The organism is Parerythrobacter lutipelagi, assembly GCF_005434975.1.
Taxonomy (GTDB): Bacteria; Pseudomonadota; Alphaproteobacteria; order Sphingomonadales; family Sphingomonadaceae; genus Parerythrobacter_A; species Parerythrobacter_A lutipelagi.
The window spans coordinates 374,521-393,916 of sequence record NZ_SKCJ01000002.1 but is presented as its reverse complement, the minus strand read 5'-3'; the positions used below and the strand labels follow the sequence as shown (position 1 = coordinate 393,916).

The following is a 19,396-nucleotide window of genomic DNA, read 5'->3' as shown; positions in this document are numbered from 1 at the left end:
ATTAAGCCGCCAGCGCCTCACCCGACAACGTGATCCGGTGCATTTCGCGGGCGTGGCCCGGATAATCGTTCAGCGCATTGTGCCAGGTGGTCCGGTTATCCCAGATCGCCACAGTGCCGGGCTGCCATTCGACGCGGCACTGATTGTCTTCGCGCACCGCTGCGGCGAGCAATTTCTGCAGCAGCGGGAGGCTTTCCTCGCGCGTCTGGCCGACGAAGTTGATCGTGAAACCGCCATTGACGTAGAGCAGCTTGCGCCCGGTGACCGGGTGACGGATCACCACCGGATGGACCGCCCCGGTCTTGAGGTCCTGCCCCCGCAGTTCCTTGCCCATATCGGTCTGCGCATAGAGACCGTCGGCCTTATATACATGGTCGGCAGTGTGGAACGCCTCAAGCCCGTCGATTTCCTGCTTCAATTCATCAGGCAACGCATCGTATGCGGCGCCCATGTGGGCGAACAGAGTGTCGCCGCCCTTTGGTGGCAGGGTGCGGGCGACCAGGATCGATCCCATCGCCGGGATCTGGTCGTAGGAATGGTCGGTGTGCCACGCGCCGCCGATATTGGTTTCCTGATCGGCGGCTTTGCGCACGATGGCGATTTCGGGGTACTCGTCCTCCAGCGGGAAATAATTGTTGATGTCGATCCCGCCCCAGCGCTTGGCGAAGGCGATGTGATCTTCAGGCGAAAACTCCTGACCGCGGAAAACCGCAACTCCGTTTTCGTAGATGGCCTGCTTGATGGCATCGATCTCTGTGTCGCTGCAACTCGCCAGTTGGATACCTGATATCTCCACACCGCAGTTTTGCGCCATCGGCGTCATCTTCATTGCTACTCTCCCGATCTGGATTCTCTGTCCTGGTCTAATACGCTCTTAGCGCAAAAACCCGTCAGGTGCATCCTGCGAAACAGTTGTGACGCAAATCGCCACCGAGTCGGCTTGCCATCATCAAGGCCCAATGCTAGGCGCGCGCCAGCTTTGCCGGGGTGACTCGATCACCCTCCGCAGGCGAGGCTGATGCATCGTTATTTTCCGGACCTTTAGAGGACGAGACACGCGTGGAAATTTCCGCCGGTATTCAGGCTAGCCTGTCAGGGCGTTATGCCTCTGCTTTGTTCGAACTTGCGAGCGAAGGCGGCACTGTGTCCGCAGTCGAATCGGATCTCGACAAGCTGGCTTCTGCGCTCGCCGAATCGGGCGATTTGCGCGAGGTTACGACCAACCCGGAACTGAGCCGCAAAGCGCAGGGCTCGGCCATTGCCAGTGTCGCTGCCCATCTCGGGCTGAGCGAACTGACGAAGAACTTTCTCGGCGTGCTGGCTCAGAACCGCCGCCTGTCGCACCTGGACGACATGATCCGCGCCTTCCGCAGCATTGCCGCTGCCCAGCGCGGTGAAGTGACTGCCGAAGTCACCAGCGCCCATGCGCTGACCGATGCGCAGCTCGATACATTGAAAAACAAGCTGACCGCGCGCGAAGGCCGCACGGTCAAACTCCAATCCAAGGTCGACCCGGATTTGCTGGGCGGCCTCGTCGTAACTATCGGTTCGAAGCGTATAGATGGTTCGATCCGTACCCGTTTGAATTCCCTCGCGCAGGCGATGAAGGGCTGAACGCCCGTATGCCAAAAGGCTCGATGAAAGGCTAAATGATGGAAATCCGCGCCGCAGAAATCTCCAAGGTCATCAAGGACCAGATCGCCGGTTTTGGCACTGACGCTGAAGTCAGCGAAGTCGGTAAAGTGCTGTCGGTTGGTGACGGCATCGCCCGTATTCACGGCCTCGACAAAGTCCAGGCCGGTGAGATGGTCGAATTCAGCAACGGCGTGCAGGGCATGGCCCTGAACCTCGAAGCGGACAATGTCGGCGTCGTGATCTTCGGCTCGGACTCCGAGATCAAGGAAGGCGACAGCGTCAAGCGGACGGAAACCATCGTGGACGTTCCCGTCGGCAAGGGCCTGCTGGGCCGCGTGGTCGACGCGCTGGGCAATCCGATCGACGGCAAAGGCCCACTGACCGACGTCAAGCGCGAACGTGTCGAAGTGAAGGCGCCGGGCATCATCCCGCGTGAATCGGTTTCCGAACCGGTCCAGTCGGGCCTCAAGGCGATCGACGCGCTCGTTCCCGTTGGCCGCGGCCAACGCGAACTGATCATCGGTGACCGCCAGACCGGCAAAACCGCTGTCGCGATCGACACCTTCATCAACCAGAAGGGTCCGAACCAGAGCGACGACGAGAAGAAGAAGCTTTACTGCGTCTATGTTGCCGTCGGTCAGAAGCGTTCGACCGTCGCGCAGATCGTGAAACAGCTCGAAGAAAACGGCGCGATGGAATATTCCATCGTGGTTGCCGCCACCGCATCGGAGCCGGCTCCGCTGCAGTATCTCGCACCTTACACCGGCTGCGCGATGGGCGAGTTTTTCCGCGACAACGGCATGCACGCCGTGATCGTTTATGACGATCTTTCGAAGCAGGCCGTTGCTTACCGCCAGATGTCGCTCCTGCTGCGCCGCCCTCCGGGCCGCGAAGCCTATCCGGGCGACGTGTTCTACCTCCACAGCCGCCTGCTTGAGCGTGCCGCGAAGATGAACGGCGACAATGGCGGCGGTTCCTTGACCGCGCTGCCGATCATCGAAACCCAGGCGGGTGACGTTTCGGCCTATATTCCGACCAATGTGATTTCGATCACCGATGGTCAGATCTTCCTTGAAACCGATCTGTTCTTCCAGGGCATTCGCCCGGCGATCAACGTCGGTCTCTCGGTCAGCCGTGTGGGCGGTGCCGCTCAGACGAAAGCGATGAAGAAGGTTTCGGGCTCGATGAAGCTCGACCTCGCGCAGTACCGCGAAATGGCTGCCTTCGCGCAGTTCGGTTCCGACCTCGATGCATCGACGCAGAAACTGCTCAATCGCGGCGCGCGCCTAACGGAACTGCTCAAGCAGCCGCAGTTCTCGCCCATGCCGTTCGAAGAGCAGACCGTGTCGATCTTCGCCGGGACCAATGGCTACCTCGATAGCGTAGCCGTCGACCGGGTGACCGAATACGAAGCCGCGATGCTCAGCTTCTTCCGCAACGATCATGCTGACGTGCTTTCCGAAATCCGCGACACCGGCAAATTCGAAGACGGCACGAAGAGCAAAGTCGTCGCCGCGCTTGACGCTTTCGCCAAGCAGTTCGCCTGAGCCTGAAGAGAAACTAGGGAGCCGAAATGGCCTCGCTGAAAGAACTCAAGGATCGGATCGGGTCGGTCAAGTCGACTCAGAAGATCACCAAGGCCAAACAGATGGTCGCGGCGGCAAAACTGCGCAAGGCGCAGGCTGCTGCCGAAGCCGCGCGCCCATATGCCGAGCGGCTTGGCGCTGTCATGGCGTCGCTGGCCGGCAAGGTCAGCGGCGACAGTGCGCCCAAACTGCTCGCCGGCACCGGTAGCGACAAGCGCCATCTGCTGGTGGTGGTCAACACCGACAAGGGTCTGTGCGGCGGCCTCAACGCCAATGTCGTCAAGGAAGCCAAGAAGCAGGCGCAGAAGCTGATCGCTGAAGGCAAGGATGTTGTTTTCTATCTCGTCGGCAAGAAGGGCCGTGCGCCGATCAAGCGTGACTATGCGGGCAGCATCGAGAAGCACTTCGACACCAGCACCGTCAAGAACCCGGGCTTCGAAGAAGCAGCGGCCGTCGCCGACGAGCTGATTGCCCTGTTCGAAGATGGCAAATTCGATGTCGCGCATCTGATCTACCCGACATTCCAGTCGGCGCTGGTTCAGAACCCGACGACCACACAGCTTATTCCGGTTCCCGCGCCCGAGGGCAGCGAGTCCGCCGGTGATGCCGTGGTTGAATACGAGCCCGGTGAAGAGGAAATCCTCGAAGAACTTCTGCCGCGCTATGTGAAGACGCAGGTCTTTGGTGCGCTGCTGGAAATCGGTGCCTCCGAACAAGGCGCGTCGATGACCGCGATGGACAACGCCACGCGCAATGCGGGCGACCTGATTAACAAGCTGACGATCCAGTACAACCGCAGCCGTCAGGCCGCGATCACGACGGAACTCATCGAAATTATCGCAGGCGCGGAAGCGCTCTAGAAACGGACGGATATCGTGAAGAAACTAGCCCTCGCCCTTCTCCCGGCATTTGCGCTCGCAGCTTGCGGCGAAGAACCGGCCCCCGCGCCGGAGCAGACTGAATCTGCCGCACCCGCACCGGAATCGACTTTGCCGGCCCCGGACCAAGCTGTATTCACTGAATTGTTCGCCAGCTCGTGCGAAGGCGCAGAGCCGGTCAATACCGCAGTATGCCGCCGCGCCATGGGAGCCGACGAAGCGCAGTGCGAATTTGGTCTCGGCGAAGACGAATACATGCGCCACAAAGCGAACATCACCCCAAATGACGACATGACCGCCTGGGTCCTGTCCGATCCTGAATCCATTTGCGCAGAGCATGGCGCTCACCACGTAGATTCCTGAGCCAGTAGGACACATTTATCATGGCCACCGCACCCGCATTGAACAAGACCACCAATGGCAAGATCAGCCAGGTTATCGGCGCTGTCGTCGACGTAACCTTCGAAGGCGAACTGCCAGCGATCCTGTCCGCACTTGAAACCAAGAACGGCGCTAACACGCTGGTTCTCGAAGTTGCGCAGCACCTCGGTGAAAACACCGTTCGCACCATCGCGATGGACGCCACCGAAGGCCTCACGCGCGGCAGCGAAGTAACCAGCACCGGCGCGCAGATCAGCGTTCCTGTCGGTCCGAAGACACTTGGCCGGATCATGAACGTGATCGGCGAACCGATCGACGAACTCGGTCCTATCGGTGCTGAAAAAACCATGCCGATCCATGCTGAAGCCCCGGCTTTCATCGACCAGTCGACCGAAGCGGCCATCCTCGTCACCGGCATCAAGGTGATCGACCTTCTCGCGCCATACGCAAAGGGCGGCAAGATCGGCCTGTTCGGCGGCGCCGGCGTTGGCAAAACCGTTCTTATTCAGGAACTGATCAACAACATCGCGAAGGGTCACGGCGGCGTGTCCGTGTTCGCCGGTGTGGGTGAGCGGACCCGTGAAGGGAACGATCTCTACCACGAATTCCTCGACGCAGAGGTCATCAAGAAGGACGAAAACGGCGTCGCAACGCCTGAAGGTTCCAAGGTGGCACTGGTGTTCGGCCAGATGAACGAGCCTCCTGGCGCACGTGCCCGCGTTGCTCTGTCCGGCCTGACCATGGCGGAATATTTCCGCGATGAAGAAGGTCAGGACGTGCTGTTCTTCGTCGACAACATCTTCCGCTTTACTCAGGCGGGTTCGGAAGTGTCCGCTTTGCTCGGCCGCATTCCTTCGGCGGTGGGCTATCAGCCGACCCTGTCGACCGACATGGGTAACTTGCAGGAACGCATCACCTCGACCAACAAGGGTTCGATCACTTCGGTTCAGGCGATTTACGTGCCTGCCGATGACCTTACCGACCCTGCCCCGGCCACCTCGTTTGCTCACTTGGACGCAACGACCACGCTGAACCGCGCGATTTCCGAGCTGGGCATCTATCCCGCTGTTGACCCGCTCGATTCCACCAGCCGCGTGCTGGAGCCGCGCGTTGTCGGACAGGAACATTACGAAACGGCTCGCAAGGTCCAGGAAACGCTACAGAAGTACAAGTCGCTGCAGGACATCATCGCCATCCTCGGCATGGACGAGTTGTCGGAAGAGGACAAGCTGACTGTGGCCCGCGCCCGCAAGATCCAGCGCTTCCTGTCGCAGCCGTTCCACGTGGCAGAAGTCTTCACCGGCATCAGCGGTAAATTCGTCCAGCTCGAAGACACCGTGAAATCGTTCAAGGCGGTTGTCGAAGGCGAATACGATCACCTTCCGGAGCAAGCCTTCTACATGGTCGGCGGCATCGACGATGCAGTCGCCAAGGCCAAGAAAATGGCTGAGGACGCCTGATCGCCATGCCCCTTCATTTCGAACTCGTCACTCCGGAACGCCAGGTCCGCTCGGAAGACGTCCATATGGTCGTCGTCCCCGGTGCCGAAGGCGAATTCGGTGTGCTTGAAGGTCATGCGCCCTTCATGTCGACCATCCGTGACGGCGTGGTCCAGGTCTACAAGACCGACGGCGCAGCGGCGGAAGAAATTCAGGTTCGCGGCGGTTTTGCCGAAGTGAGCGAGAACGGCCTGTCCGTTCTGGCGGAACATGTCGAAACCTGAGCGCGGCTGACATATCGAAAATCGACAGGGCGGCCCACTGCGGGCCGCCCTTTTCGTTTCGACGAACCGCGCTGCCTTTTCGGCAAAGCCCCTTGTTATTGCTGTCCGGCTTGGCACAGTGCACCCCTGAAACCGGGGAAAGGGACGCTCCACACATGAAACTCGTATCCACCCGAGCACTGGCCGCTGGCCTTGCGCTTGCCACACTTTCGACACCGCTTGTCGCACAGGACTCCAACACCGTGATGGAACCCGAATACGAAGCCGAGAACGATCCGTTTATCTGGCTTGAGGAAACCCGCAGCGATCGCTCGCTCGATTGGGTGCGCGGAGAGAACGACAAGACCGAGAACGCCTTGCAGACGGATCCCCGGTTCGAGGAACTGAAGGCGGAAGCGCTGGCAATCTACAACGCCAAGGACCGCATCCCGGGGGTCGGCTTTACGCCCTACGGCATGGTGAATTTCTGGCAGGACGAGAGCAATCCCAAGGGTATCCTGCGCCGCACCACGCTGGACAGCTGGCGGACCGACGAGCCCGAATGGGAAACCATTCTGGATATCGACAAGCTCGCCGCCGAAGAAGGCAAGGAATGGGTTTACGGCGGAATGAGCTGCCTGCCGCCCGCCGGGACCAAATGCATGGTCTACCTGTCCGATGGCGGCAAGGATGCCCGGGTGGCGCGCGAATTCGATATCGAGACGCTGAGCTTTGTCGATGGCGGTTTCGAATTGCCGGAAAGCCAGGGCGGCGCGAGCTGGGTCGATGAAGATACGCTGCTGATTAGCAGGGACTTCGGTGAGGACACTGTAACCGACAGCTTTTACCCATTCACCACCCGGCTATGGAAACGCGGCCAGTCGATCGAGGAAGCCGAAGAAATATTCCGCGGCGAGAAGAGCGATGTGTCCTCGGGCGCATACCTCTTGCGCGATGGTGAGGCGACAGTTCATGCGCGGATGGCCTATCGCGGTGTCTCGTTTCACGAGCGCGAATATTTCGTCGAGCATGAGGGCGAGTGGCTGAAACTCGACCTTCCAAAGAAAGCCAATCCCTACGCGATCATTGATGGGCACATGTTGTTCTCGACTGATGTCGACTGGGAAACGGATGGCATAACATTCCCGGCAGACTCCATCGTGGCCGCCAATCTGGAGGCATGGAAAGCGGATCCCAACGGGGCTCAGAAAGTATTGGTCTGGGCACCGGGTGAGCGCCAGACCAAGCGTGGTGCAACCACCACGAAGAACAGCCTCTATGTGAACCTGCTCGACAATGTGCGCGGCAAAGTGCTCAAATTCGATTATTCCGATGGCGGCTGGGCCTGGATCGAGATCGACCTGCCCGAAAATGCGACGGTCGGTATCGCAGCCTCGTCGGATGAAACCGACGAAATCATGTTTACGTCAACTGACTTCCTCACTCCCGGAACATGGTTCTACGCTGCGGACGGGGTAACCCCGGAAGCGGTGAAGGAAAGCCCCACTCGATTTGATTCGGCCGGCATGGAAATCGAGCAGTTCGAGGCGGTCAGCAAAGACGGCACCAAAATTCCGTATTTCATCGTCAAGCCTGAAGGCATGGTGCTGGACGGTTCCACCCCGACCCTGCTGACCGGCTACGGCGGTTTCCAGGTTCCCCGCCTGCCCGGCTATCTCGGCTCGACCGGCAAGCTATGGCTGGAACGCGGCGGAGCATATGTCCTGGGGAATATGCGCGGCGGCGGCGAGTTCGGCCCGGACTGGCACCAGACCGCCATTCGCGAGAACAAGCAGCGCACGTGGGATGATTTTATCGCCATCGGTGACGATCTCGTCGCGCGCGGTTTCACCAGTCCCGACCATCTCGGCATTCAGGGCGGATCACAGGGCGGCTTGCTGGTCGGCACGGCGTTCACTCAGCGTCCCGACCTGTTCAACGCTGCGATCGTCCAGATTCCGCTGTTCGACATGCTGCGTTATCATCTGATTGGTCGCGGCGCATCGTGGATCGGCGAATATGGCGATCCGCGCATTCCCGAACAGCGCGAATGGATCGAGGGGTACTCCCCGTATCAACAGCTGACCGAAGACAAGGATTTCCCGCGGATTTACTATGTCACCTCGACTGCGGACGACCGGACGCACCCGAGCCATGGCCGCAAGGCCGCGGCACGGATGGCGGCCAACGGGCAGGATTATCTGTATTACGAAGATATGCAGGGTGGCCATTCCGGCGGCGTCGATAATGATCAGCGCGCGAAACTGCAGGCGATGCAGTGGGTCTATCTGATGCAGCAATTGATGGACGGCGGAGAGACCAGTGGCGAGATCAGTGGTGGGGACAGCGGCGGCGACTAGTCCACGCCGTCTCTTCGGCAGCTGTCAGGGCTTGATTGCCACAACCACGTCGGATGCGATGGGCGGGGGCAAGTCCGTCTTCACATAGTTGTGGACGGTGAAATCGAGCACCGAGGGATCCAGTTCGTGGCGAAATTCGACCCCAATGGAGCCGGCCGTCGACCAGCGGACGTGCGCCATGGCACTGGCCAGTCCGATCAGTCGCACAAGCACGGCTTCGCCGACAGCCAGTTCGAGATCCACGGGCACTTCCAGCATGGCACCGCCAATCGATAGATCGACCAACAGGGCGGCGCGTATCTTGCCGCGCGCATAGAGCTCGACCGGGACAAGTGCTTCCTCCCTGACGGCTTTTCTCTGGCTCATGACTTGCTCCGATTCCACACTCTATCAAAGCGGCCCACCAGCTAAATACTGGCAATTGGTTAACGGAACTGAAGGATGAAATGTAACATTTGCTGCATGCCAAAAGACGCGCGATCACGACCGACTGGCGCGTGCGCAAAGCAATTCATCGGACACCAGCCTCCGTTCGGATGGTGAATTCCCGGTTTGCTACGATTGTTGAGCCGTAATTAAGGCTGCGCAGCGAGTATTTTCAATGACAGGGGGGCAGTTTGGAGAAGAAGTCATGCCTTACCCCCCGAATGAAACCATCGCTTCGCGGATCAAGCGCGCCGGCCTGCCGGAATCCTATGATGTCCACTGGTCCAAGAACCGCAAGGAAGAAGTGGTGAAAGCTGTGCGCGACAAGCTGATCAGTTTCGATGAGGCGCGCTGGCGTTACCTGCTCAGCCGCAGCGAGTTCGAGAGCTGGCAGCGACAGGTTGCCCGCACCGACAAGAAGTCGAAAGAACTCGAACTCACCTGAGCCGACTGGTCCCGGCTTGAACAATGGGTCCTTACCCCGTCAGGCCGTCCGCTTTCACAGCCGTTCCTTGCCCCCGGTTCGGGCCCAGTTCGGTACGATAGGTGAAAGTCGGGCGGTCTGACCCGATTACCGATTGGCTATTCTGCGGACACCTCTGCGGACACCGGGATCATGACTTCGTTGCGCCGAAAACGGCCGGGCACCATCGGTGCATCGTAGAATGCATGTTCCACACCGCCGGTAATCTCCAGCTCCTGCGCCGCGATCCATGCCCGCAACTGCGACTCGGCCAGTTCAAGATCCCTTTGCGGTGCATTTCCGCTGAAGGTGATGACCGCCATCCGCCGCCCCGGCACAGTGGTCAAAGTAATATCCTCCGGCGCGGTTGGCAGCGTATCGAGCGTGTATTTCCCGGGCATGACAAATCGCGTCCGCCAGACACCGGCTTCAGGCGAATCCGCCATAACCGGGGCAGTCATCGCAATCTGCTCGTCTTGCGCAGGCCGGTCCTGCATCACAGGCGCAGTCATGGCGATTTTCTCACCGCCATCGGGGCGATCCTGCGCAAAGATGTAAGCCGCCAGCCTGCGAAAGCCTTGTCCGCGCGCGCTCCGTCGATCACCCGTAACAGTCACCTCTGCCACGATCATCGGCGCGTAATCCCGCAATTCGAACAGGTCCTCGCTTTTGAGGACTTCATGCGCCGGCTCTTCGGTATCACTATACTGCGCGTAAGCCACGGCGCTTCCCATCGCCACGGCCCCGAGGCCAGCCAGTGCCCATTTCCATTTGCGCATTTCCATTTCCCTGCTGTTGCTTGCTCAGACAGCAGCTACGCAGCGAATTTGTTCCCGGATGCAAAATCGCTAGCGGGTCGGCGCATGGAAATCAGGCGGCTTGCCCTTCACCCAGGCGACGAATTTGGCCAGCGTCGCATCTTCGAGCAGTCGGGCAGGCTCATCACCGATCCGGGCCAGTTGCGCGTTGGTGAAGTTGGTATGGATCGCCTTGTGGCAAATCGGGTGGACCGGCACCGTACCGCGTCCCTTCTTCGATTTCGGGACCGGGTGATGCCACTGGATGCGTGTTTCGAACCCCCGCCCGCATAGCCAGCAAACAGGCGCCTTTTCAGTCAATCTTTCTTCGCCGCCGCTTTCTTCTTTTTCATCGTGTCGTGGAAACGGTCGGCCCAGCCTTGCTTGACCAGCTGTTCGGCCCGGACCATGCGCAGTTCGCCATCGCCGACATCGCGGCTGACCGCGCTGCCCGCAGCAACAATCGCATCCTTGCCGATCTTGACCGGGGCTATCAACGAACTGTTGCTGCCGATGAAGGCGCGGTCGCCGATCTCCGTCTGGTATTTGAAATAGCCGTCGTAATTGCAGGTGATCGTGCCGGCGCCGATATTGGCGTCCTTGCCCACAATGGCATCGCCGAGATAGGTCAGGTGGCTCGCCTTGGCACCTTCGCCCAGCACCGCTTTTTTCATCTCGACGAAATTGCCGACCTTGCTGCCTTTTTCCATCACCGCACCGGGCCGCAGGCGGGCATAGGGCCCGACCGAGCAGGCCTCGCCAATCGTTGCGCCTTCGAGATGGCTGAAGGCGCGGATCGTCGCGCCCTGCGCCACCGTGACGCCGGGTCCGAACACCACATTGGGTTCGACCGTTACATCATTGGCAAGCCGCGTATCGTAACTGAAAAATACGGACTCGGGCGCGCGCAGGGTCACGCCTTGTGCCATCCAGTGCTCACGCTGTTCCTGCTGCCACTGCGCCTCTGCATTGGCGAGTTCCCCGCGGCTGTTGATCCCGGAGACTTCGTTCGGATCGTCCGTCGTCACGGCCGCACATACGCGCCCGTCACTGATCGCTATATTGACGATATCGGGGAGGTAATACTCACCCTGCGCATTGTCGTTGCCAACCCGATCGAGCAGCGCCCACAGATCCGCCGCCTTCGCCGCCATCAGGCCCGAATTGCACAGGCCGCAGGCGCGCTCTGCCGCATCGGCATCCTTGAATTCGACCATCTTGGATATCCGGCCGGCTCCATCGGCAATGACCCGGCCATAGGACAGCGCGTCCTCCGGTTCGAATGCCAGCACAACCGCAGCCGGGCCATCGCCCTCGTTCAGCCGGTCGAGCATCGCCTGCATTGTCGCGGCCCGCACAAATGGGACATCGCCGTACATGACCAGCACGTCGCCGTCGAAGCCCGCCAGTTGCGCCTGCGCCTGCTGCACCGCATGGCCGGTGCCAAGTTGGGGTTCCTGCAGGCAAGTTCTTGCCCGGTCGGCCATGGCACTTTCGATCTGTTCGCGCCCTGCACCAACGACCACGACTTTCTCCGCAGGCTGCAGCTGATCGACCGACGCCATCAGGTGGTCGATCATTGCCCGCCCGGCGATCGGGTGAAGGACCTTGTGCAGGTCCGATTTCATTCGGGTGCCCTTGCCCGCGGCGAGGATAACGGCGGCAAACTGGTTCATGGTGTCTCCTGTTGCACGCCCCTTGCCAGCAAATGCTTGCGGATTGAAGAACCATCCTGCACGCCGCGTGGATGAACGGATTTCCATTCGACGCGATCGGCTTCGACCTCGACGGCACTTTGCTGGACACGCACCAGGACCTGGGTGCTGCAGTCAATCACGCGCTGGGGCTTGGCGGGTTCGACCCGGTGCCGGTCGATTCCTCGAAAGACCTGATCGGCGGCGGGGCCAAGATCATGCTTGCCCGTGCGGTCGATGCACAAGGCGGCCTGCCGGCAGAGGATTTCCGCCCGCTCTACAAGCAGATGCTGGCTTTTTACGCAGAGAACAACGCAGTCCATTCGCGGCCCTACCCCGGCGCGCTGCAAGCACTCGATGCGCTTGATGCAATGGGCGTGAAAGCCGCTGTCGTGACCAACAAGTTCGAGGAATTCGCAACCTCGATCCTGACTCAGCTCGGCCTGGCGGACAGATTCGTCACCATCATCGGTGGCAACAGCATGGGCAAGGGCCCGGACGGACGATATCTGGCGAAACCGTCGCCTGCGCCTGTGGTCGAGGCGCGCACACGTTGCGGCGGCGGCCGCTTCGCCTTTGTCGGAGACAGTTCTTACGATGTTGCCGCGGCGAAAGGCGCCGATGTGCCGGTGCTGGTGGCCGCCTATGGATATTGCGACAAGCCTCCGCACGAGCTTGGCGGTGACGCGGTAATCGATTCGTTGGACGGCCTTATTCCCGCCCTTGAAGGGCTGTAAACGGCCCGCTTAACCCTACGGCATGGCGGTTCACCATGCATACGGTTGCATGCCGCGCACGAACCTGCCAACCCGCCTGCCAGATTGACGCAAACGTAAGGCCGGACTCGGCCCTATCAGGAGGATTTGACCATGAGTATCGACTTCAAGGACAAGGTAGCAATCGTGACCGGCGCTGGCGGCGGACTGGGCCGCGAATACGCGCTGGAACTTGCCCGCCGCGGTGCAAAGGTCGTGGTGAACGATCTGGGCGGTTCGCGTGACGGTACCGGCCATTCCGACATGGCCCTGCAGGTCGTCGAAGAAATCGAGAAAATGGGCGGCGAAGCCATTTCGAACGGCGGCAGCGTTACCGAATACGACCAGATGGAAAAGATGGTCGCCGACGCCAAGCAGAAGTGGGGCGGCGTCCATGTTCTGCTCAACAACGCCGGTGTGCTGCGCGACAAGACCTTCGCCAAGATGAGCCCGGAAGATTTCGAATTCGTCCTCAAGGTTCACCTGACCGGCTCCGCCTTCGTCACCAAGGCCTGCTGGGAGACTTTCCGCGAGCAGGCCTATGGCCGGATCATGATGACCGCCAGCTCGACCGGCCTGTTCGGCAATTTCGGCCAGGCAAACTACGGCGCAGCCAAACTGGGCCTCGCCGGTCTGACCAAGACGCTCGCGCTCGAAGGCGCGAAGTACAACATCAAGGTCAACACCCTCTCGCCAGTCGCTGGCACCCGGATGACCGAAGACCTGTTCCCGGAAGAGGCCTTCAAACTGTTCGATCCGATCAATGTGGTTCCGGCCGCGTTGTTCCTGGTCAGCGAAGACGCGCCGACCAATGCCATCGTCGGCGCTGGTGCGGGCGGCTACCACTCTGCATGGACTGTGATGAACGACGCCGTGTGGCTGCCTGAAGGTGAGCGGACGGTCGAGGGCTTCGCTGAGAATTGGGACAAGATCTCGGACTTCTCGAACCTCAAGGCTCCGCAATCGGGCAGCGAGCAGTCGGGAGCGATCCTGACCGCGATGCAGAAAGTTACCGGCACTGGTCCGTCTTCGGCGCGGAGCTGATCGTTCGTCCGCAACGGTCGACGCTTCGTCGATAACAATCCCGCTGTGTTGACACAGTAATACACCGGGCGTATCCCCGAACCATCACAGGGGAGGAGATACGCCCGATGTATACCGAAGATGACCTGCGCAGCGCGGTTTCCAGCGGCGCAATCAGCGCCGATGCCGCCGATGCACTGCGCAATTCCGTTCGCGCCACACGCTCAGCGCCCGCCGGGGATGAAGAACATTTCCGGCTGATCAACAGCTTCAACGATATTTTCGTGACCATAGCCGCCATTCTGCTGCTGGTCGCCATGGCCGGGATCGGTCAGGCGTTCACCCCCGATATCGACGGGCCGCCGCCCTTCGCCGGGGCCTTCGTGGCCGCCGCCGCCTGGGGCATGGCAGAATTCTTTACCCGCAAACGCCGGATGGCGCTGCCCAGCATCGTGCTGCTGCTCGCATTCGTCGGCGGCGTTTTTGCTACGCTGCTCGGCTTTGTCGTGCTGGGTTTCAGCGGCGACGATTTCGGCCGGGAAAACGCCACATTGCCCGGGTTGCTGCTGGCCGGTTCTGCACTTCTGACCGCAGGTGCTGCATGGTTGCACTGGCGCCGCTTCATGGTGCCAATCACCGTGGCTGCCGGCGCAGGGGCCATCGCGCTCACGGTTGTCGCGCTCGTGGTAACCGGCATCGGACCGCAGAACATCGACAATCCGGAACGCATCATCATTCCGATGGTCTTCATTCTCGGGCTGGCGATCTTTGCCTTTGCCATGCGCTGGGATACGAGCGACCGCGAGCGTCAGACACGGCGCAGCGATGTGGCCTTCTGGCTGCACCTGCTCGCCGCACCGATGATCGCACATCCGATTTTCCACGCGCTGGGCGTGACCGACGGCGGCGCCATCGGCCTTGGCGGGGCCTTTGCTGTGCTCGCGGTCTATGTGCTGTTCGGGCTTGTCGCGCTGGCGATTGACCGGCGTGCATTGCTCGTCTCGGCCCTCGCCTATGTGCTGGTGGCGCTGACCTTCCTGTTCGACCGCTTCGGTGCGGTGGAGCTCAATGTCGCGCTGACCGCACTGGTCATCGGCTCGGCCCTGCTCACGCTGAGCGCGTTCTGGAGCCCGATCCGCCGCGCGATTGTGGTGAAACTGCCAGAGAACCTGCAGGCCCGCCTCCCAGTCTCTGCACCAGTCTCTGCGCCGGTCTCCGCACCGCTCGCCGCCTGACGCGAAAGCCCTTGCAAACAGGGGCTTGCCCAGAGAGAGACCCCTGCGCATAAGGCGCGGGGGTTTTCTCATTTGGGGGTGGTTTGATGAATTCCGAACTCGAGCAGGGGCTCGATACGCTGGATCAGCGCGCGACTTTGGCTCGCATCGCGATCATCATTGTCATAGCAACATCGCTCCTCTCACTGGCCGCTGTCGTTCTGCTGCTCAATGGTGTGATCGATCAGGTAAATCCCTATTCCGATGAACTGCATCCGGTCGATTTCGTCGTTCTGCTAGACTTTCTCGCTCTGGTCGTATCCTTTGTCCTGGTCGGCATGTGGATCCACCGCGGGCACAAGAACCTGATTGCCGCCGATCTGCCGTCGCTCAAATATACGCCGGGCTGGGCGATCGGATGGTTTGCCATTCCCTTCGCGAATCTCTTCAAACCGTTTCAGGCCATGCGCGAATTGTGGAACGCGAGCCACGGAGCGATAGGCGACTATTCCGACGAAGTCCCGGGCTTCTTCTGGGTGTGGTGGCTGGCCTATGTCTTCAGCGGACTCGGCGGGTTCGGTGAGGAATATTCCATGATCGATGTCATTGGTTACGCGCTGACGATCATGTCCGCAGCCGCGCTGCTGCATATCGTCAATTCGGTCACCCGGGCGCAGCGTTCAATGAACCTTGCCGATACCTTTGCCTGAACCGGGGATCGCTTTTTCATGAGCATTGATCATGCGCACCAGTCACTCGCCACCCGGGCTCGCCTCGTCAAAATTTTCGCGTGGATTTTCGCAATTGTTTTCGTGACGCAGGTCGCCTTGGATGGCTATTTCACCTTCAAGCCGGATGATCCGATCGTAGTCACGGCGGGAGAAGCGCCCACTGGCCGATCCCCGGAGGAAATCCTGCTTGTTGTCGCAGTGCTGCTTCCGCTTCTGTTGCTGGCAAGCATCGCGGCTCTAGTGATTGTCTCGCTGATCTGGATCCACCGTGCGCATAGCAATGTGATCGAGCAAGGCGTGCCGATGGACCATTCGGCGGGATGGACAGTCGCCAGCTATTTCATCCCCTTCGTCAATCTGGTGGTGCCCTATCGCGCCATGCGCGAGCTGCACAATCGCAGCCATGGAGAGATAGACGAACATGCGCATAATGGGGTCGAGGATGTCGGCGCGTGGTGGACCGCCTACATGGTCGGCTTTTTCATTTCCCTGGCACTTTTGTCGCAGCTGATCATCAACCTAACGACCAATCTGGTGCTGTACACGCCCGCATGGATGGAGTTTGCGATCAATGGCTTCGCCAGCCTGTGTTTTGCCGGTGCGGCGCTGTTGCTGGTCAAGCTGGTGGGCAACATCACGGAAGCGCAGCGCAGTTCAGGCCTGGTCAGTTCCGCTTTCGAGTAATCAGTCGTCGATTGCCTTGAGCAGCCGGCGCTCCATCGGTGCGAGCACGCCCGCCAGTTCATGGCCGCGCTTCATCACTTGCCCGTGTTCGCCGAACAGCGTCCACATGCCTTGCCGGTTGCGCAGCGCCGGGCGCTTTTCGATCCGCGCTTGCGGACGCTCTGCCGCGCGGCGGAAGGCTGCGAAAACTGCGCACTCCTTTTCGAAATTCATTGCATAATCGCGCCAGTTCCCTGCCGCGACCATACGCCCGTAAAGGTCGAGTATGCGCTGCAATTCCTCGCGGGTGAAGCCGACCTGTCCGGTCTTGCCGCCGGGGAAAGGCACCACTGTACCGGGCAGCGCACCGCCCATGCCTGACGCCATCAGCTATCCGTCCCGCTGCGCTTGGTCACTTCCCGGCCTTCGCTCAGCGCCCGCAGTTCGTTCATTTCCGCGCGCAGGCTGGCAAGTTCCGTCTCCAGCTTTTCAACGCAGTCGCGCCCCACCGCTTCGGAATCCTTGCAGGGGTCATCGCACGGCGTGCCATAGGGGATGAACTCGCGGATCCACTCTTCAGCCGGAACCAGCGTGGAGCGCGCTTTCAGGCCGATCATCGTCGCGCCTTCGGGCACATCATCGGTCACCACCGCATTGGCACCGATCCGCGCGCGTTTACCCACATTGATCGGACCGATGACCTGCGCGCCGGACCCGATGATGACATTGTCGCAGATGGTCGGATGGCGTTTGCCGCCAATCCCGTTGGTCGGATTCGTCCCGCCGAGCGTGACACACTGGTAAATCGTGACGTTGTCGCCGATTTCCGCCGTTTCGCCGATGACGGTGAAGCCATGGTCGATGAAGAAATTCTTCCCGATTGTCGCGCCCGGGTGGATGTCGATTGCCGTCAGGAACCGCCCCGTGTGATTCACGAACCGCGCCAGAAAATACAGCTTGGCGTCGAACAGCCAATGCGCGAGCCGATGAAACCCGAGCGCCCAGACGCCAGGATAAAGCAACACTTCCCACCGCGAGCGCGGCGCAGGGTCCCGCTCGCGAACGGAGTCCAGATAGCTCTTCAGCCGGTCAAACATCGCAGGCATACTCTCATTTCAACGCCGTCAGAGCAAGCGTGCTTGCTCCGGCCCTTGCACCGCCTCCAGCGCATCGCGCCAGACAGACAGCGTAGCGGGCACTTTTCGCTCCAGGCTGAGCCGGTCGATTGTCGCTACAAGACGCTCGATCTCCGCAAAACTTCGCTCCGCACGGGGCACAAGATAGGTAAGCGCCCCCTCGCCAAGCGCAAGGCCGCGCTGCGATGCCAGCGCTTCGATCAGGTCGGCCAGCATTGCATCATCGGGCGAACCGATTTCGAGGTGAAGCGCCGCGCCCATCCGGCTGCGCAAATCGGGCAGGTCAATGTCCCATTTTTCGCGATCAACGATCAGCAGCAAGGGCTGCCCGTCCTCCTGCGCGCGGTTCCAGCGGTGGAACAGTTCGGTTTCGTCCAGCGCGTCGGCCCCGTCGATCACCGCGCCGCTACCTTGCGCCGCGAACCATCTGCCGAGCAGCGACTTGCCCGCGCGCGCTTCACCGGTGAGGATCGCTGTCCGGAACGGCCATTTTTCCGGCTCACGCAGCGCTTCGATCACGCCGATATTCGCATTGCCGACCACGATTCGTTCGGGGTCGGTACCGCGGCGATGGGCAAGAGGCAGCGCGATCTGCGACATCGCCGCCGACCCTAGCGCGAAATGGCGAGCGCGTTGCTGCCCTGATTGACGCTGAAGCCGCGCGAGCGCAGCGCACCGGCCAATTCGCCAAGTGAACCGGAATAGGAAACGCGCATGACCGATGTGCCGCCGATGGCAAGGCTGCTTGTCGCCGCACCGCGCACGCCCGGGGTCGCACGGACAGCGGCCAGGGTTGCGTCGATCGAACCCGCGTCGGGGCTGGCGAACTGGACGACGAAGCTGTTGACCACGGCTGCAGCGGTCGGCGTTGCGGTTGGTGTGGCCCCGGCGGAAGGCGTCTCGCTCGAATCGGCAGCATTCGCTGATGAACGAGCCGCCGCTTCACGCGCCTGGACCGCGCGGCCGATCTCGATCAGGCGCTGGAGCGCCGGATCGGTGCCAGACATGCCAATGCTGAGCGTGGAATCCGGCTTCAGCTTGCCGTCCGCCAATGCTGCTTCGTACAAGCTGTCAAAGCGCCGTACCGCCTGCGTCAGCATCTGCGGCAGTTGCTCGGTGGTGGCGGCTTCGAGCGTAAAGCTGGCGAGATAAGTGTTGTCGGGCCCATAGCGCGCGGTGAAGGTCCCGCGGACAGGGCCGCCGGGATACTGATAATCCAGCCGCGATATAGCTGTCAGGACATCGGCCGCTTCGAACTCGTCGAGCACATTGCGCCACCATGTCCGGCTGCGGCGTCCGGTCTGCCCGTAGGTCAAAAGAAGCGAATCGCCACCTGCGCCGGACGGGCGAACGTAATCAATGCGGCTGTTTCCGGGATTGAATTCAGCCCACGCCCGCTGCCAGGGATTGCGCCGTTCATAGACAGTCTCCGTCCCGGCCGTGATCGTCACCGGAACCAGCAGCATCGGCGCAGACCGGCTGCGCTGCGCGGTTCCGCCCAGATAACGCCCTGCCCGCGCGCGGTCGAAGATGACCCCCAGCGTGGCAATATAGCGTTTGGGTCCGATCTGCTCCTGCTCGATGACAACCGCGGAAACGAGACTGGAAATCTGGTTGTCGGGCAGCGCCGGACCCTTGAGCTTTGCCCATGCCAGCTTCTGCGCTTCACGCCAGCCCTTCTCGCGAGCCTCCTGCGCAGTGTCTCCGCGCACGTCGACTTCGATCCCGCTCACCTCCACATCGCTGCTGCCAGCGACCGCTGCAATCCCTCGATCACCTTCGACCTGTGCGGTCAGAGTGCGCGATGCCAGCATGGCTGCGGCAAGCGCAGCCAGCACCAGCAAACCTGCAATCAGCGGGCGGCGCGCAATAGCGGAAAGGGGGAAAAATCGTGCCATGGGGGAAAACTCGCCGCCTTTTGCCCAATCAATCATGGAAATCCAAGCGCGAAA

22 protein-coding genes are annotated in these 19,396 nt (G+C 60.9%); 13 read left to right on the top strand and 9 right to left on the bottom strand.

Going from position 1 to position 19,396, the window contains the following annotated elements:
- Nucleotide 1 precedes the first annotated feature (1 nt).
- Nucleotides 2–829 (bottom strand): TauD/TfdA dioxygenase family protein, encoded by an 828-nt coding sequence (locus E0502_RS10235; RefSeq protein WP_192895952.1) that lies wholly within the window; start codon nucleotides 827–829, stop codon nucleotides 2–4.
- A 230-nt stretch (nucleotides 830–1,059) separates the two neighbouring features.
- Between E0502_RS10235 and E0502_RS10230 the strand changes: the two genes are divergently transcribed.
- The 7 genes from E0502_RS10230 to E0502_RS10200 all read left to right on the top strand — a co-directional run bounded on the left by E0502_RS10230 (nucleotide 1,060) and on the right by E0502_RS10200 (nucleotide 8,542).
- On the top strand, nucleotides 1,060–1,614 hold the full coding sequence (locus E0502_RS10230) for a F0F1 ATP synthase subunit delta (protein ID WP_137677912.1): 555 nt from the start codon (nucleotides 1,060–1,062) through the stop codon (nucleotides 1,612–1,614).
- Between the two features lie 38 nt (nucleotides 1,615–1,652).
- The gene (atpA, locus tag E0502_RS10225; RefSeq protein ID WP_137677911.1) at nucleotides 1,653–3,182 is read left to right on the top strand and encodes a F0F1 ATP synthase subunit alpha; all 1,530 of its coding nucleotides are present in this window, start codon (nucleotides 1,653–1,655) and stop codon (nucleotides 3,180–3,182) included.
- Between the two features lie 26 nt (nucleotides 3,183–3,208).
- Nucleotides 3,209–4,081 carry a F0F1 ATP synthase subunit gamma gene (locus E0502_RS10220; RefSeq protein WP_137677910.1) on the top strand — a complete coding sequence of 291 codons (873 nt, stop codon included), beginning with the start codon at nucleotides 3,209–3,211 and terminating at the stop codon, nucleotides 4,079–4,081.
- Between the two features lie 15 nt (nucleotides 4,082–4,096).
- On the top strand, nucleotides 4,097–4,462 hold the full coding sequence (locus tag E0502_RS10215) for a hypothetical protein (protein WP_240049017.1): 366 nt from the start codon (nucleotides 4,097–4,099) through the stop codon (nucleotides 4,460–4,462).
- Between the two features lie 20 nt (nucleotides 4,463–4,482).
- Entirely contained in the window at nucleotides 4,483–5,940 is a 1,458-nt protein-coding gene (gene atpD / locus E0502_RS10210) for a F0F1 ATP synthase subunit beta (protein ID WP_137677908.1), read from the top strand.
- Nucleotides 5,941–5,945: 5 nt separating this feature from the next.
- A complete protein-coding gene (locus E0502_RS10205; protein WP_137677907.1) occupies nucleotides 5,946–6,203 on the top strand; it encodes an ATP synthase F1 subunit epsilon in 258 nt (85 codons plus the stop codon).
- A 155-nt stretch (nucleotides 6,204–6,358) separates the two neighbouring features.
- Complete coding sequence (locus E0502_RS10200) at nucleotides 6,359–8,542, top strand: prolyl oligopeptidase family serine peptidase (RefSeq protein WP_137677906.1); 2,184 nt, start codon at nucleotides 6,359–6,361, stop codon at nucleotides 8,540–8,542.
- A gap of 24 nt (nucleotides 8,543–8,566) precedes the next feature.
- Here E0502_RS10200 and E0502_RS10195 read toward each other — a convergent pair whose 3' ends face one another.
- Complete coding sequence (locus E0502_RS10195; RefSeq protein ID WP_137677905.1) at nucleotides 8,567–8,908, bottom strand: PilZ domain-containing protein; 342 nt, start codon at nucleotides 8,906–8,908, stop codon at nucleotides 8,567–8,569.
- 265 nt (nucleotides 8,909–9,173) lie between these two features.
- Here E0502_RS10195 and E0502_RS10190 point away from each other — a divergent pair, with 265 nt between their 5' ends.
- The gene (locus E0502_RS10190) at nucleotides 9,174–9,413 is read left to right on the top strand and encodes a DUF1153 domain-containing protein (protein WP_137677904.1); all 240 of its coding nucleotides are present in this window, start codon (nucleotides 9,174–9,176) and stop codon (nucleotides 9,411–9,413) included.
- Between the two features lie 137 nt (nucleotides 9,414–9,550).
- Here E0502_RS10190 and E0502_RS10185 read toward each other — a convergent pair whose 3' ends face one another.
- From E0502_RS10185 to glmU, 3 genes are all read right to left on the bottom strand, one after another.
- A complete protein-coding gene (locus E0502_RS10185) occupies nucleotides 9,551–10,210 on the bottom strand; it encodes an SOUL family heme-binding protein (protein WP_137677903.1) in 660 nt (219 codons plus the stop codon).
- A 69-nt stretch (nucleotides 10,211–10,279) separates the two neighbouring features.
- Nucleotides 10,280–10,549 carry an HNH endonuclease gene (locus tag E0502_RS10180; RefSeq protein ID WP_137677902.1) on the bottom strand — a complete coding sequence of 90 codons (270 nt, stop codon included), beginning with the start codon at nucleotides 10,547–10,549 and terminating at the stop codon, nucleotides 10,280–10,282.
- Complete coding sequence (gene glmU, locus E0502_RS10175; protein ID WP_137677901.1) at nucleotides 10,546–11,904, bottom strand: bifunctional UDP-N-acetylglucosamine diphosphorylase/glucosamine-1-phosphate N-acetyltransferase GlmU; 1,359 nt, start codon at nucleotides 11,902–11,904, stop codon at nucleotides 10,546–10,548. Before glmU ends, E0502_RS10180 begins: the two co-directional genes overlap by 4 nt.
- 71 nt (nucleotides 11,905–11,975) lie before the next feature.
- Between glmU and E0502_RS10170 the strand changes: the two genes are divergently transcribed.
- The 5 genes from E0502_RS10170 (at nucleotide 11,976) to E0502_RS10150 (ending at nucleotide 16,329) form a co-directional block, all read left to right on the top strand.
- Nucleotides 11,976–12,659 carry an HAD family hydrolase gene (locus E0502_RS10170; protein ID WP_137677900.1) on the top strand — a complete coding sequence of 228 codons (684 nt, stop codon included), beginning with the start codon at nucleotides 11,976–11,978 and terminating at the stop codon, nucleotides 12,657–12,659.
- A 132-nt stretch (nucleotides 12,660–12,791) separates the two neighbouring features.
- Nucleotides 12,792–13,721, top strand: coding sequence for an SDR family NAD(P)-dependent oxidoreductase (locus E0502_RS10165; RefSeq protein WP_137677899.1), 930 nt, complete (start codon nucleotides 12,792–12,794; stop codon nucleotides 13,719–13,721).
- Nucleotides 13,722–13,828: 107 nt separating this feature from the next.
- Complete coding sequence (locus tag E0502_RS10160; RefSeq protein WP_137677898.1) at nucleotides 13,829–14,935, top strand: hypothetical protein; 1,107 nt, start codon at nucleotides 13,829–13,831, stop codon at nucleotides 14,933–14,935.
- Between the two features lie 86 nt (nucleotides 14,936–15,021).
- Nucleotides 15,022–15,624, top strand: coding sequence for a DUF4328 domain-containing protein (locus E0502_RS10155; protein WP_137677897.1), 603 nt, complete (start codon nucleotides 15,022–15,024; stop codon nucleotides 15,622–15,624).
- Between the two features lie 18 nt (nucleotides 15,625–15,642).
- On the top strand, nucleotides 15,643–16,329 hold the full coding sequence (locus E0502_RS10150; RefSeq protein ID WP_137677896.1) for a DUF4328 domain-containing protein: 687 nt from the start codon (nucleotides 15,643–15,645) through the stop codon (nucleotides 16,327–16,329).
- Here the strand turns inward: E0502_RS10150 and E0502_RS10145 are convergent, their stop codons facing one another.
- From E0502_RS10145 to E0502_RS10130, 4 genes are read right to left on the bottom strand one after another with little or no spacing between them, the layout of a single operon-like run.
- Nucleotides 16,330–16,695 (bottom strand): DUF2794 domain-containing protein, encoded by a 366-nt coding sequence (locus E0502_RS10145; protein WP_137677895.1) that lies wholly within the window; start codon nucleotides 16,693–16,695, stop codon nucleotides 16,330–16,332.
- Nucleotides 16,695–17,405 carry a serine O-acetyltransferase EpsC gene (gene epsC, locus E0502_RS10140; RefSeq protein WP_137677894.1) on the bottom strand — a complete coding sequence of 237 codons (711 nt, stop codon included), beginning with the start codon at nucleotides 17,403–17,405 and terminating at the stop codon, nucleotides 16,695–16,697. Before epsC ends, E0502_RS10145 begins: the two co-directional genes overlap by 1 nt.
- Before the next feature lie 27 nt (nucleotides 17,406–17,432).
- Nucleotides 17,433–18,044 carry a P-loop NTPase family protein gene (locus tag E0502_RS10135; protein WP_137677893.1) on the bottom strand — a complete coding sequence of 204 codons (612 nt, stop codon included), beginning with the start codon at nucleotides 18,042–18,044 and terminating at the stop codon, nucleotides 17,433–17,435.
- A gap of 11 nt (nucleotides 18,045–18,055) precedes the next feature.
- Nucleotides 18,056–19,342, bottom strand: coding sequence for a heavy-metal-associated domain-containing protein (locus tag E0502_RS10130; RefSeq protein ID WP_240049016.1), 1,287 nt, complete (start codon nucleotides 19,340–19,342; stop codon nucleotides 18,056–18,058).
- Nucleotides 19,343–19,396 lie beyond the last annotated feature (54 nt).